This is a genomic window from Streptomyces sp. NPDC008125 (genome assembly GCF_042957125.1).
Lineage (GTDB): Bacteria > Actinomycetota > Actinomycetes > Streptomycetales > Streptomycetaceae > Streptomyces.
On record NZ_JBIBHR010000010.1, the window covers coordinates 160,148 to 173,387 of the forward strand.

Here is a 13,240-nt window from a genome sequence, read left to right on the forward strand (position 1 = left end):
CGGGTCAGCCCTGCGGGGCGGACTCGACGCGCTTCTTCAGACCGGCGAGCGCGCGGTCGATGATGACCTTCTCCGCCTTGCGCTTGATCATGCCGAGGAGCGGGATCTTGACGTCGACGGCGAGGCGGTAGGTGACCTCGGTGCGCTCGCCGCCGGCGAGGGGCGCCAGCGCGTAGGTGCCGTCGAGGGACCGCAGCATCTGGGACTTGACGAGGCTCCAGCTGACCTCGTCGTCGCCCTTCCAGGTGTAGGCGAGGACGTGGTCGTCCTTGATGGCTCCGGCGTCGAGGACCAGGCGGACCTGTTCGGCGCGGCCCCGGTCGTCGGTGGCCAGCACCTCGGCCTCCTTCACCTCGCCGGTCCACTCCGGGTAGCGGGCGAAGTCGGCGATCACGCTCATCACGTCGGCCGGTGCCGCCTCGATCGTGATGCTCGAGCTGGTGTGTTCAGCCATCGCCGTGGCCCTCCATGCGCTGTGCCGGTCCGTTCTCGGCAGGAGCCTGCCGGGTGCAGGCTATCGCGTGTACGCGAGGGGGTGTCCGGCGGCTCTCACCGGGCGGGCGGCTCTCACCACTGGCCGGGCGGGCGGCTCTCACCACTGGCCGGTCCGGCGGTTCTCACCACTGGCCGGTCCGGCGGCTCTCACCACTGGAGCGCCCACGGCCGGCCGGTGGAGGCGAAGTGGCCGACGTTGACGCACTCGGTCGCGCCGATCCGCATCCGGCGGGCCAGGGGCTGGTGGACGTGGCCGAAGAGGGCGTACCGGGGGCGGGTGCGGCGGATGGCGTCCAGCAGGGCGCGGCTGCCGCGTTCGAAGCGGCGGGCGACGGTGTCGTAGACGAGTTCCGGCACCTCGGGCGGGATGTGGGTGCAGAGGACGTCGACCTCGCCGACCGCCTCCACCTTGGCGGCGTACTCCTCGTCGCTGATTTCGAACGGGGTGTTCATCGGGGTCCTGAGACCGCCGCCGACGAATCCGAAGACGCGGCCGCCGATCTCGACGCGCTGACCGTCCAGAACGGTGGTGCCGGGGCCGGCGTACTCGGGCCAGAGGGTGGGTACGTCGACGTTGCCGTAGGTCGCGTACGTCGGGGTCGGCATGGCCGCGAACATCTCGGCGTACTGCTTGCGGACCGCGCCGAGGATGGCGGCGTTGCGGTCCATGCCCGCCCAGAGCTCGCGGCCGAAGTCGCGGGCCTCCTCGTAACGGCGGGCGGTGCGCAGGGCCACGATGCGGTCGGCGTTCTCCACGCCGAAGAGGTCGGGAAAGATGCCGCGCGAGTGGTCGGCGTAGTCGAGGAAGAGCACCAGGTCGCCGAGGCAGATGAGGGCGTCGGCGCCGTCGCCCGCGCGGGCCAGTGCTTCGGTGTTGCCGTGCACGTCGCTCACCACGTGGACGCGGGTGGTGCCGCGAGCGGTCACCGGGGTGCCCGCCGCTCCCTTTTCTCCTGCACACATGAGCTCACCCTAGTCAGCCCCTTCTGGCCTGAACAGGGCGTCGGACCTGCGGTTACTTCCGAGTCCGGAGACGGGTGGTCTAGGGTTCCCGGAACGACGGCCTCTGCATGTGATGCATAAGACATCTGTCCAGCTCCTCTATCCGGAAGCACTACCGGTGGGTAACGTCCGGGCAGTCCAGTCGTGCTCACCCCACTGAGCACCTGCCAATCGTGGACCGCTTCCGGTGCGTCACACAGAGCCGTGGCACCGGAGCCCGATGAGGAGCAGCAGTCTTGCGCGAGTTCAGCCTTCCGGCCCTGTACGAGGTCCCCACGGACGGCAACCTGACCGATCTCATCCGCCGCAACGCCGCTCAGCATCCCGCCACCGCGGTGATGAGCCGCAAGGTGGCCGGTGCGTGGACCGACGTCACCGCGACCCAGTTCCTGGCCGAGGTCAGATCCGCCGCCAAGGGCCTCGTCGCTGCCGGGGTGCAGCCCGGCGACCGGGTCGCCCTGATGTCGCGCACCCGCTTCGAGTGGGTCCTCCTCGATTTCGCCATCTGGACCGCGGGCGCGGTGACCGTACCGGTGTACGAGACCAGCTCGCCCGAGCAGATCCAGTGGATCCTCGGCGACTCCGGCGCGGTCGCGGTGATCGTCGAGAGCGACGCGCACGCCGCCTCGGTCGCCTCGGTCCGGGGGCGGCTGCCGGAGCTCAAGCAGGTCTGGCAGATCGACCGGGGCGCGGTGGAGGAGCTGAACGCCGCCGGCGCGGAGGTCTCCGAGGAGACCGTGGACGTCAGGACGACCACCGCGAAGGCCGACGACCCGGCCACCATCGTCTACACCTCCGGGACCACCGGCCGCCCCAAGGGCTGTGTGCTCACCCACCGCAGCTTCTTCGCCGAGTGCGGCAACGTCGTGGAGCGGCTGAAGCCCCTCTTCCGTACCGGGGAGTGCTCGGTGCTGCTCTTCCTCCCCGCCGCGCACGTCTTCGGCCGGCTGGTGGAGGTGGCGGCCGTGATGGCGCCGATCAAGCTCGGCTGCGTACCGGACATCAAGAACCTCACCGACGAGCTGGCCGCGTTCCGGCCGACGCTGATCCTCGGCGTGCCGCGCGTCTTCGAGAAGGTCTACAACGCGGCCCGCGCCAAGGCGCAGGGCGACGGCAAGGGCCGGATCTTCGACCGTGCCGCGTCGACGGCCATCGCCTACAGCCAGGCGCTGAGCGCCCCGAAGGGCGCCTCCCTCGGCCTGCGCGTGAAGCACAGGCTCTTCGACAAGCTCGTCTACGGCAAGCTCCGCGCGGTCCTCGGCGGGCGCGGCGAGTACGCGATCTCCGGCGGCGCCCCGCTCGGCGAGCGCCTCGGCCACTTCTACCGGGGCATCGGCTTCACCGTCCTGGAGGGCTACGGCCTCACCGAGAGCTGCGCGGCCACCGCCTTCAACCCGTGGGACCGGCCGAAGATCGGTACGGTCGGCCAGCCGCTGCCCGGCTCCGTGGTGCGGATCGCCGACGACGGCGAGGTACTGCTCCACGGCGAGCACCTGTTCGCCGGGTACTGGGGGAACGAGGCGGCGACCGCCGAGGCGCTGGCGGACGGCTGGTTCCACACCGGTGACATCGGCACCCTCGACGAGGACGGCTACCTCGCGATCACCGGCCGCAAGAAGGAGATCATCGTGACGGCGGGCGGCAAGAACGTCGCCCCCGCCGTGATCGAGGACCGTATCCGCGCCCACGCGCTGGTGGGTGAGTGCATGGTGGTGGGCGACGGGCGGCCGTTCGTCGGCGCGCTGGTCACCCTGGACGAGGAGTTCCTCGCCCGCTGGGCCCAGGAGCACGGCAAACCCGCCGGTTCGACGGCCCGCTCGCTGCGCGAGGACGCCGAGCTGCTGGCGGAGATCCAGCGGGCGGTGGACGACGGGAACGCCGCGGTCTCCAAGGCCGAGTCGGTGCGCAGGTTCCGTGTCCTGGAAGCCCAGTTCACCGAGGAGGCGGGGCACATCACGCCCTCGCTGAAACTGAAGCGGAACGTCGTCGCCAAGGACTTCGCCCACGAGATCGAGTCGATCTACGGCGGCTGATCCGGACCGTACGACGAGGAGGGGCCCGCACGCGCGTGCGGGCCCCTCCTCGTCGTACCGCGAGCTCAGAGCAGCCTGCGGAGCTCCTCGGCGAGCAGGTCCCAGCGCCACTTCTCCTCGACCCACTCCCGTCCCCGCTCCCCCATGCGGCGGCGCAGTTCCGCGTCGCCGAGCAGCGTGACGATCCGGTCGGCGGTGTCCTCGGCGTCACCGCCGCGCACCACCCAGCCGGTCTCGCCGTCCAGGACGGCGTCGGGCGCCCCGCCGGAGTCGCCCGCCACCACGGGCAGCCCGGTCGCCGAGGCTTCCAGGTAGACGATGCCGAGGCCCTCCACGTCCAGGCCGCCGCGCCGGGTCCGGCAGGGCATGGCGAAGACGTCGCCGGCGCCGTAGTGCGCGGGGAGCTCCTCCCACGGCACGGAGCCGGTGAAGCGCACGGAGCGGCTCACCCCGGTTTCGGCGGCGAGCTTCTCCAGGTCCTTGGCGTACGGGCCGCCGCCGACGATCAGGAGCACGGTGTCGGGGTGGCGGGCAAGGATCGCCGGCATGGCGAGGATCAGCGTGTCCTGGCCCTTGCGCGGCACCAGCCGGGAGACGCAGACGACGACGGGCCGGTCGGTGAGACCCAGCCGGGCCCTGACCCGGTCGCCGCCGGACGCCGGGTGGAAGGTCTTCTCGTCGACGCCGGGCGGGAGTTGCACCATGCGGCCGGCCGCCTCGGGGGTGAGCGCGGCGGCGATCCGGGACCGGGTGTACTCACCGAGGTACGTGATCGTGTCGGTGCCCTCCCCGATACGGCGCAGCAGTTGCCGGGAGGCGGGCAGCTGGGCCCAGCCGGCCTCGTGGCCGTGGGTGGTGGCGACGAGCCGACGGGCCCCGGCCCGGCGCAGCGCGGGGGCCATCAGGCCGAGCGGGGCGGCGGCCCCGAACCAGACGGAGGTGCAGCCGTGCTCCCGCAGCAGCCCGGCCGCGCGCCGGGTGACCCGGGGGGTGGGCAGCAGCATCGTCGTGCGGTCGCGGACGACGGTGAAGGGCTGCTCGGCGTCGAAGTCGGCGGTGGCCCGCACGCCCTCCTCGCTCCGCTTCCAGGTGGAGGCGTAGACGACGAGCTGTCCGGGGTCCAGCCGCAGCGCCATGTTGTGCAGGAAGGCCTGGATGCCACCGGGGCGGGGCGGGAAGTCGTTGGTCACGATCAAGGTCTTGTCCATCGCCGCCGACAGTAACGGACCCGCCCCGCGCGACGGACCTCCCCGTGCCATGTCAGCCCCGGCGGCCGGCCTCCGGCCGCGCCTCGCTCCCGCGCACAGCGGGGCCCGGCATCATGGCTGACCGGACGTACGGCACGAGGAGCGGAAGAGCCATGACGGGACGGGCCGGCGCGCGCGGGGTCCTCGCGGTCTGGACGGTGACCAGGGCGGCGCTGCTGCTCTGCGTGCTGAAGGTGGTGACGGTCCCGGGTCCCGACGTCACCGTGGACGTCTCGGTGATCTACCACGGCTGGTACGAGGTGCTGCGCACCGGCGCCTTCCCCGCGGGTGACGTCACCTGGCAGTACCCTCCGGCGGCGGCGCTGCCGGTGCTGGCCCCCGCGCTGCTGCCGTTCCTGGAGTACCCGACCGCGTTCTACGTGCTCGTGCTGATCTGCGACGCGCTGGTGCTCGGGCTGCTGCTGCGGGCGGGCTCGCGGCCCGGTGCGCGGCGCGCGGGCGCCTGGGTGTGGGTGGCGGGCGTACCGCTGCTGGGCCCGACGGTCTACGCCCGGTACGACCTGATGGTGACGGCCCTCGCGGTAGCGGGGCTGCTGGCCGGGGTGCGCCGGCCGAGGGTGCTGGGGGCGCTGGCGGCCTTCGGGGCGCTGCTGAAGGTGTGGCCGGCGCTGGTGCTGGTGGGGACGGCGCCCGGGCGGGCGACCCGCCGCGCGTGGTGGGCGGCGGCGGCGGTGGCCGGGGCGCTGGCGGCGGGGTTCTGGTCGGCGATGCCGGGGGCGTTCGCCTTCCTCGCGTACCAGCGGGACCGGGGCACCGAGATCGAGTCGCTGGGCGGGGTGGTGCTCCATCTGGCGCGGTGGTCCGGCTGGCCGGGATGGATCGAACTGCACTACGGCTCGATGGAGTTCCTCGGCCCGCGGGTGGAGCTGGTGTCGGCGGTGGCGCTGGGGCTGGGCGCGGCGGCGTTCGGCTGGCTGCTGGTGTGGCGGCTGCGCGCGCGTACCTTCGCGGCGCACACCGCGGCGGACGCGGCGTTCACGGCGGTGCTGCTGTTCACGACGACGAGCCGGGTGATCAGCCCGCAGTACCTGGTCTGGCTGGTGGGTCTCGCGGCGGTCTGCCTGGTCCTCCCGGGGAGCCGGTCGGGCCCGCCCGCGTGCCTGGTCCTGCTGGCCTGCCCGGTGACCTTCCTGGAGTTCCCGCTGGGCTTCGGACATGTGGTGGCGAGCGACGGCACGGGCGTGGCGCTGCTCCTCGTACGGAACGGCCTGCTGGTCGCGGCGACGGTGATCGCTTCGGCGCGGCTGTGGCGCGGGACCCGACCGGTGTCCGCGCCGCTCAAGGCCCCGGAGAAGACCGGTACGGAGGCCGGGGCGCCGGAGCCTCAGCCGAGCCGCTCGGTGAGGTAGTCGCGCCAGCGGGTGGTGAACTCCCGCTCGCCGACGCCGAGGACCTTCTCCATCGCGGTGTCCACCGCCCCCTCGCGCCCGTCGTGCGCCCCCACCGCCCGGTACAGGTCGGTGAGCGCGTCCTCGCCCCATTCCTCGGCGACGAGCGCGCAGGCGAGCCAGCCGCCCTCGTACGCCCGCGCCAGCGCGTCCGCGTCCCGGTCGAAGGCGAAGTCGTCGTCCCCGGGGAGCGCGGCGGGCAGGTCCCGGGCGCGGACGGCGGTGGCGAGTTCGGGCGCGATCTCGTCGGCCGTACGGTCCTCCTGCCGGTACGCGGCCCAGTCGGCGAACCCCTCGGAGAGCCAGAGCGGGGTGGCGGCGGTGGTGGACGTCCGGGTCGCCACGTGCGTGGTCTCGTGGGTGAGCACGACCCGGCGGCCGAAGGCGCCGAGGCCGGCGTAGGCCTCCGGGTTGACGACGACCCGGTCGGCGAGGCCCGGCCGCCCGTTCCCGTCGGCGACCGCGCCGGTGGTGACGGCCGCTATCCCCCGGTAGCTCCCGTCCGGCGAGCCGAGGAGTTCCGCCATGGCCCCGGTGGAGGCGGGGACGAGGTAGACCACCCGCGCCGCCCAGGAGTCCGGCCAGGCGGCGGAGACCGCCGGGACCGCGTGGTCGCCGGTCTCCGCGATCTCGCGCAGCTCCTTCGCCGGGCGGCCGACGCCGAGGACGAGGCTGTGGGTGCCGTGCACCGCGGTCACCGGGCCCTGGTCCCAGAGCGGTACGGCCGCGCCCTCCGCGGGCCGGTCGGCCGTGAGGTACCAGGACCCGCCGGAGCCGTCCCGGGCGAGCTCCAGGGTGCGGCGGGCGGTCGCGGGGGCGGTGTCGAAGCCCGCGACGCGGTAGTCCAGCTCGACGTCGGCGCTGACCCGTCCGGTGCCCCGGGGGGTCACCGACTTCACCGTGTACGTCCAGGACCGCAGCGGTACCTGCGCCAGGTCGGCCAGTGAGGTGCGCTGGGCGCTGCGCAGCGCGGTGGCGTCGGGGTCGACCACGGCCAGGTAGGCGGTGGTGTCGTGGTGCAGCACGGCGGCGGCCCGCCGGTCGAGGACCGCGGTGATCTCCCCGGCGGTGGCGGAGTGGGCCGAGCGGTCGGGAGCGGCGCACCCCCCGGCGGCCGGCAGACCGGCCAGCAGAAGCGCGACGAGCGGGACGCCCGCCGCGCGCCCGGTCCAGGGACGGGCGCGTGGGCGGTCCCGCCGCGCGCCGGGCCGGGGTGCCGCCAGGGCGTGCGGGGAAAGTCCCGCCTGTCCGTCGGTGTCCGGCACGCACGCTCGCCCCGTTGTCGGGATCACCCCGTTGCGTCGAGTATCGGGGTGCCCCTCCGCCGTGTGATCGCACGCACCGGAGACCGCCCGACCCGCCCTCCGGGCGGACGGCGCCACGTTCACAGCACGCCCTGGTTCTCCCATTCGGCCGATCGTACGGTCAGACCCGGGTGACGGAGGAGACGGGCATCATGCCGACGGGGTCGTAGCGGACCGCGGCGCCGGGGTAGGGGGCGTGGATGACCTGGCCGTTCCCGGCGTACATGGCGATGTGGCTGGCGTCGGCCCGGTAGGCGACGAGGTCACCGGGGAGCGCCTGGGAGAGCGGCACCATGCGGCCCGCGTACCGCTGGGCCTGGGAGGTGCGCGGCAGGCTGACGCCCGCGCGGGCGTAGGCCCACTGCATGAGCCCGGAGCAGTCGAAGCCACTGGGGCCGTTGGCCCCCCAGACGTACGGGCGGCCGAGCGCCTGCTGGGCGGCGGCCAGGGCGGCGAGGGCCCTCGCCGAGCCGGGGAGGCCGGCGGTGGCCGCGCGGAGGGCGGCCAGGTCCCCGGCGCCGCCCGGGTCGGAGGGGCGGCCGGAGCGGGACGCGCGGCCGTCCTGGGCGGCGCGCTGCTCGGGAGGAAGGGCGGCCAGCAGCCGACGGGCCTCGGCGAGCTTGGACTCGACGGTGCGCTTGTGGCGGGCCACGGCGGCGCGGCTGTGCTCCAGGTCCCGCAGGTCGTCCGCGGCCTCGGCGCGGATCTGGTCGAGCCTCTGGCGGGTGCGGCGGAGTTTGTCGAGCACGAGCGCCTGGCGGGCCCCGAGCCGGTCGAGGGCGGCGGCCCGGTCGAGGAAGGTGTCCGGGTCCGAGGAGAAGAGCAGCGCCAGGGTGGGATCGAGGGCGCCCTCGCGGTACTGCGCCCCGGCGATGGCTCCGAGGCCCCCGCGCATCCCGTTGAGGACGTCCCGGGTGCGGGCGGCGGCCTCCTGGGCCCTGGCGACCTCGTCGCGGAGCCGGTCGGTCTCCTCGCCGGCCCGGTTGAACCCTTCGGTGGCCTGCTCCGCCTCGCGGTACAGCTGGTCGACACGGGCCTTGGTGGCATCCCGGTCCTGCGGGGCCGCCGCGCTCGCCGGGGCCCCGGTGAGGCCGGCGGCGGCGCTCGCCGCGGCCGCCGTGAGGACCGTGGCGCGGACACCCCGGTTGAGGCCGGACTGGGTGGGACGGCGATGGGACACCACGGGAGCCGTACTCCTTCCGCTGCGCGCGTACGCACGCGGCCCCCTGCCACCCGGGAGGGGTGGGACGACGGACGGGAGCCGCACAGCAGACAGACAGTAATCGCCCGGTTACGCGACGGCCAAGGACCGGCCGGGGGGCGCGAGGGGCGAAACGGCTCCGCCCCGGCGGTGACCTGGGTCTCCGTCGGGGCGGGGCGTCGTACGGGGGCGGACCGATTCGCCCGTTCGGGCGTCGGGCACCGGGTGCCCGGGGTCAGGTACTGGCTTCGGGCGCCGGGCACCGGACTTCGGGCAGCCGGACGCCGGGTACCGGGCGTCAGATGCGGACGCCGACCTGGAAGCTGCCGATGGTGTTCATCGACTCGTAGCGGACGTACGCGCCGGGGTGCGGGGCGTGCAGCACCGTGTTGTCGCCCGCGTAGAGGGCCACGTGCTCGGTGTTGTTGAAGAACACCAGGTCGCCCGGCTTCAGCTGGCTGCGGCCGATCTGCGTGCCCTGGTTGATCTGGGTGTACGTGGTGCGGGTGATCGCGACACCGGCCTGCGCGTAGGCCCACTGCGTGAGGCCCGAGCAGTCGAACGAGCCGGGGCCGGTACCGCCGGAGACGTACGGCTTGCCGATCTGCGTCGCGGCGTTGGCGAGGGCGGCGGCGCCGAGGGCGGAGGCGGGGACCTCGCTGCCCAGGTCGACGCGGGTGCCCGCGGACCGGCTGGCACGCGCGTCCTCGTCGGCCATCCTCTGGCGCTCGGCGGCGGTGAGGGTGTTCAGCAGCGCCTGCGCGTCGGAGAGCTTCTTCTGGTACTTCTTCTTGTTCGCGCCGAGGGCGTCGCGGACCTCGGAGAGCTCGGAGAGCTTCGCCTGGGCCTCCTTGCGCTCCTGGGCGAGGGTGCGCTGCTTGGCCTGGATCTTCTCCAGCGACGCGGCCTGCTTCGCGGTGAGACTGTCCAGCGCGGAGGCCTGATCGAGGAAGCTGTCCGGGTCCGAGGAGAAGAACAGCTGCACGGAGGGGTCGATGCCACCGGAGCGGTACTGCGCGGTGGCGAGCGAACCGAGTTCGCCGCGGAGGCTGTTGAGGTCGGCCTGCTCACGGGCGACCTTGTCCTGGAGGGCGTCGACCTCCTTCTCCAGCTTCTGCTGCTGCTCCTTGGCCCCGTTGTACTTCTCGGTGGCGGCCTCGGCCTCACCGTAGAGCTTGTCGACCTTCGCCTTGACCTCAGTCTTGGTCGGCTTGGGATCGGCGTGCGCGGCCTGGGCGGAGAGGGCGACGGCGGCTGCGGCGGTCGCGGTGAGCACGGTCACACGGGTGCGGCTCGGCTGCTTGGGTCGACGGTGGGACGCCACGAAGGCGAGCTCCTTCTTCCTCAGAGCCGCCTACCAGGACGGAGGGCAGAACACCCGGTACGACCCGGCTCCGCGCACATCACGGACTCGGCGGTTCCTTCGCCGCCACCCCGAATGAGTGATCTACCGTGCGAAGGTTCGAGCCCTGACCATAGTGACCTGGTTGTGATCAGTTCAAATCCTCCCTGGAAAAAGTTCGTCACACCCGGCGTTTCCGAGCTCCCCGACGCACGGCGCGTAGCCGGGAATTGACGATACGTTTCCCTGAAAGGGGCACAACCTCTCACACCACCCCGCACGGCCCTAAACGCGCGAAAGCCGCTTCAGGAGCAAGGCGGACGCCACGGGCCGGGCGCCGGCCTTGGCCACCCCGTCCGCCACCTCCCGGTCGGTGGAGACCACCACGACGGGCCGCCCCGGCGGTTCGGCACGGGCCAGTTGGCGGATCAGCTCGTCGGCGGTCACCCCCGCCTTGCTGAAGAGCACCCGCACCCCGCGCGGCGGCGCGAGCAGTACCGGCACGGCCAGCTCCGCCCCGTCGAACACACAGGTCATCTCGGCGCCGGTCTGCGCGGCGAGCATCGACAGCCCGCCCAGCAGTCTCAATCGCTGCTTCTCCAGCGGCATCTGGGGATACCCGGTCTTGGTGACGTTGTACCCGTCGATGATCAGATGTGCCTGCGGCAGTGCCAACAGCTGGTCGAGGAGTGCCGGATCGGTCTCCGAAAGCGCCCTCGCGGCGATGTCCTTGGGCGACATCCGGCCCGGCTCGACCGCGTCCACCCCGTCCGCCGGACGGGAGGTCGACGGCGGCAGCGCGAGCTCGCGGCGCAGCCCCGCGGCGGCGTCGAGCACGGTGTCCAGCAGCAGCCGCAGCCGCATGTCTTCCACCGAACGCCCCTCGCGGGCAGCCCTGCGACTCGCCTCCACGGCCGTCTCGGCCTCCGCCAGGCGGGTCTTGAGCCGGCGGGTCTCGCTCTCCGCCTGGGAGACCTGCGCCGCCGCCTCGGCGCGTACCGCGTCCGCCTCGACGGCGGCCCGGCGCAGCGCGGCCTCGCTGCGCTTGACCTCGCTCAGCGCGCTGCGCAGCTTGCGGTGGAGCGACTCGGACTCCTTGCGGGCGGCGTCCAGTTCGACGCGGAGCCGCTCGGTGTCGGTCTTCGTCTGGCCGCGCGCGTGCGCCAGCTCTTCGCGCAAACGTTCCGTCTCGCGCCGGCTCTCGTCGTCGGCGCGTTCCGCGGTGGCCCGCTGGACCTCCTCGCCGGCGGCCTGCACCAACTTGACCCAGCCGACCGGGCGCAGCACGTACGCGGCGGCGGCGACGTCCACCGGGTCGGCGGCGGCCGGCGGCGCTCCGGCCTCCAGGGCGCGGGCCAGCTCCGGCTGGGCCGCCGCGATCCGTTCGCCGATGCGCCCGCGGAAGCGTGCGTCGCCCTCCAGCGCGGCGGCCATGGCGTTCCCGGCGAACTTGGCGCGCCGGGTCGGGGTGAAGCGGGCGTACTGCCGCAACTGCGCGGGCAGTTCGCCGACCGTCAGACCCCCGAAGGCGTCCGAGACCAGCGAGACGACCCGCCGCCGCACTCCCTCGGGCAGCGGGCGGTCGAGCGCCTCGACGGCGCCGTCGGCCCCATCGGCCGGATCAGCGCCGTTGGTCGGCTGCTCCACCATCCGTCACCCCATCATGTCCGTGGCGCGACTCCGTCAGGAGTCGGCACCGGGCCTGTCGACCAGTTCGATCTGGTCCACCGCGCTGCACCAGCGGCAGCGGACCGATTCGATCGTCTCACTGACGACCTCCCGCTCCTCGACACTGGCGTCCCCGGCCAGGTCGAGGTGGACGTACTCCACCACCTTCGACGACCGCGTCACGTCGAAACGCGTGAGGTTCCCGCAGAGCGTGCAGCGCCAGCGGGTCGCGTCGGTCGGCTGGGGAACCGTCGTCATCGTGCCGTCCTCTTTCGTCGTCGGGCCTCGTGCCGTCCCGGACGAGGCCCGTCCTGTCCTGCCTCAAGGATCTCGCGGTGCGCCCTCGAACTGCGGGTGTCCTGGGGCAACCCTACGGCCTCGCGCACGGCCGACGGCACGGCGAGGCGGCCCGTTCCGTTCCGTCCCGGTACGTCATGCTCCGTACATGATCGAACGGCGTGACGCGGGCCCGCTGGGCGCGGTACGGAGACTCCGCCTCCCGGCGGCGGCGGCGGGCGGCGCCCCCGTCACGTACGGCCTCATGGCCGTGTGCTGCCTGGTCTTCCTCACCGGCCCGGTCTCCGGGTTCGGCCCCTCCTACGGCACCGCCGACGCGGCTCTCGCCGCCCAGGCCGGCTACTTCGAGCGGTGGGGGGTGATCCCCGCGGAACTGTGGGACGGGTCCGCGCACGCGTGGCTCACCCCGTTCACGGCGCTCTTCGTGCACGGCGGCTGGCTCCACCTGCTGGGCAACATGCTCTTCCTGCACGTGTTCGGCGCCATGGCCGAGGAGCGGATGGGGCACTTCGGCTTCGCCCTCTTCTACACGGGCTGCGGCTACCTGACCCTGGTGGTCTACGCGGCGGCGTACTCCGGCTCCGAGCAGACGCTGGTCGGCGCTTCGGGGGCCATCTCGGCGGTGCTGGGGGCGTTCCTCCGCCTCTTCCCCCGGGCGCGGGTCACCAGCATCTTCCCGTTCCTCCTCTTCCTGCCGCTCCGCTTCCCCGCCTGGATCGTGCTGCTCTTCTGGTTCGCCCTCCAGTGGCTGGCGGCCCGCGGCGCGGGGAGCGGTCCGGGCGTGGCCTATCTGGCGCACGTGGCAGGGTTCGCCGCCGGATTCGTCCTGGCCCGGGGGGTTCACCGGCGTGGGGCTAGAGTGAAGACACCAGCCACGGCCACCGAGGGAGAAAGCCAGCCGTGATCACCGCGATCGTGCTCATCAAAACCAGCGTCGACCGGATTCCGGAGATCGCCGAGTCCATCGCGGCGCTGGACAGCGTCAGCGAGGTCTTCTCGGTCACCGGTACGTACGACCTGATCGCCATGGTCAGGGTGGCCCGCCACGACGACCTCGCCGAGGTCATCCCCGGCCGGATCAGCAAGATTCCCGGCGTCGAGGCCACCGACACGCACGTGGCCTTCCGTACGTACTCGCAGCACGACCTGGAAGCCGCCTTCGCCATCGGCCTCGACGCGTAACCACCGCTCGCGAAGCGGTCCTCGGCAGCACTTCGGCCGGGGACGGGCAGTTGCCCGTCC

General features: G+C 73.2%; 12 protein-coding genes. 4 read left to right on the forward strand and 8 right to left on the reverse strand.

Going from position 1 to position 13,240, the window contains the following annotated elements:
- Positions 1-4: 4 nt before the first annotated feature.
- The gene (locus tag ACFZAX_RS18900; protein ID WP_327175292.1) at positions 5-454 is read right to left on the reverse strand and encodes an SRPBCC family protein; all 450 of its coding nucleotides are present in this window, start codon (positions 452-454) and stop codon (positions 5-7) included.
- Positions 455-642: 188 nt separating this feature from the next.
- Positions 643-1,458, reverse strand: a complete 816-nt coding sequence (locus tag ACFZAX_RS18905; protein ID WP_390962781.1) for a metallophosphoesterase — start codon at positions 1,456-1,458, stop codon at positions 643-645.
- Positions 1,459-1,733: 275 nt separating this feature from the next.
- Between ACFZAX_RS18905 and ACFZAX_RS18910 the strand changes: the two genes are divergently transcribed.
- Positions 1,734-3,530 carry an AMP-binding protein gene (locus ACFZAX_RS18910; RefSeq protein ID WP_390962783.1) on the forward strand — a complete coding sequence of 599 codons (1,797 nt, stop codon included), beginning with the start codon at positions 1,734-1,736 and terminating at the stop codon, positions 3,528-3,530.
- Between the two features lie 65 nt (positions 3,531-3,595).
- On the opposite strand, the gene ACFZAX_RS18915 is transcribed toward ACFZAX_RS18910, so the two are convergent.
- Entirely contained in the window at positions 3,596-4,738 is a 1,143-nt protein-coding gene (locus ACFZAX_RS18915) for a glycosyltransferase (protein ID WP_390962785.1), read from the reverse strand.
- 152 nt (positions 4,739-4,890) lie between these two features.
- Here ACFZAX_RS18915 and ACFZAX_RS18920 point away from each other — a divergent pair, with 152 nt between their 5' ends.
- Positions 4,891-6,147 (forward strand): glycosyltransferase 87 family protein, encoded by a 1,257-nt coding sequence (locus ACFZAX_RS18920; protein WP_390962786.1) that lies wholly within the window; start codon positions 4,891-4,893, stop codon positions 6,145-6,147.
- Here ACFZAX_RS18920 and ACFZAX_RS18925 read toward each other — a convergent pair.
- The 5 genes from ACFZAX_RS18925 to ACFZAX_RS18945 form a co-directional block, all read right to left on the reverse strand.
- On the reverse strand, positions 6,123-7,409 hold the full coding sequence (locus ACFZAX_RS18925; protein ID WP_390963022.1) for a hypothetical protein: 1,287 nt from the start codon (positions 7,407-7,409) through the stop codon (positions 6,123-6,125). The two genes, ACFZAX_RS18920 and ACFZAX_RS18925, sit on opposite strands and share 25 nt — an antisense overlap.
- Positions 7,410-7,611: 202 nt before the next feature.
- Positions 7,612-8,673 carry an NlpC/P60 family protein gene (locus ACFZAX_RS18930; RefSeq protein ID WP_390962788.1) on the reverse strand — a complete coding sequence of 354 codons (1,062 nt, stop codon included), beginning with the start codon at positions 8,671-8,673 and terminating at the stop codon, positions 7,612-7,614.
- Positions 8,674-8,989: 316 nt separating this feature from the next.
- Positions 8,990-10,015 carry an NlpC/P60 family protein gene (locus tag ACFZAX_RS18935; protein WP_390962790.1) on the reverse strand — a complete coding sequence of 342 codons (1,026 nt, stop codon included), beginning with the start codon at positions 10,013-10,015 and terminating at the stop codon, positions 8,990-8,992.
- Positions 10,016-10,318: 303 nt separating this feature from the next.
- Positions 10,319-11,680, reverse strand: coding sequence for an NYN domain-containing protein (locus ACFZAX_RS18940; protein WP_390963024.1), 1,362 nt, complete (start codon positions 11,678-11,680; stop codon positions 10,319-10,321).
- Between the two features lie 36 nt (positions 11,681-11,716).
- Positions 11,717-11,959 carry a hypothetical protein gene (locus ACFZAX_RS18945; RefSeq protein ID WP_327175299.1) on the reverse strand — a complete coding sequence of 81 codons (243 nt, stop codon included), beginning with the start codon at positions 11,957-11,959 and terminating at the stop codon, positions 11,717-11,719.
- Positions 11,960-12,146: 187 nt separating this feature from the next.
- On the opposite strand from ACFZAX_RS18945, the gene ACFZAX_RS18950 reads away from it, so the two are divergent.
- The gene (locus tag ACFZAX_RS18950) at positions 12,147-12,902 is read left to right on the forward strand and encodes a rhomboid family intramembrane serine protease (protein WP_390962791.1); all 756 of its coding nucleotides are present in this window, start codon (positions 12,147-12,149) and stop codon (positions 12,900-12,902) included.
- Entirely contained in the window at positions 12,899-13,180 is a 282-nt protein-coding gene (locus tag ACFZAX_RS18955; protein WP_173262987.1) for an Lrp/AsnC family transcriptional regulator, read from the forward strand. Before ACFZAX_RS18950 ends, ACFZAX_RS18955 begins: the two co-directional genes overlap by 4 nt.
- The last annotated feature ends 60 nt before the right edge of the window (positions 13,181-13,240 follow it).

Coding starts and splice junctions, on each gene's coding strand:
- ACFZAX_RS18945 (WP_327175299.1), bottom strand. CDS start 11,959: ATGACGACGGTTCCCCAGCCGACCGACGCGACCCGCTGGCGCTGCACG.
- ACFZAX_RS18920 (WP_390962786.1), top strand. CDS start 4,891: ATGACGGGACGGGCCGGCGCGCGCGGGGTCCTCGCGGTCTGGACGGTG.
- ACFZAX_RS18950 (WP_390962791.1), top strand. CDS start 12,147: ATGATCGAACGGCGTGACGCGGGCCCGCTGGGCGCGGTACGGAGACTC.
- ACFZAX_RS18915 (WP_390962785.1), bottom strand. CDS start 4,738: ATGGACAAGACCTTGATCGTGACCAACGACTTCCCGCCCCGCCCCGGT.
- ACFZAX_RS18900 (WP_327175292.1), bottom strand. CDS start 454: ATGGCTGAACACACCAGCTCGAGCATCACGATCGAGGCGGCACCGGCC.
- ACFZAX_RS18905 (WP_390962781.1), bottom strand. CDS start 1,458: ATGTGTGCAGGAGAAAAGGGAGCGGCGGGCACCCCGGTGACCGCTCGC.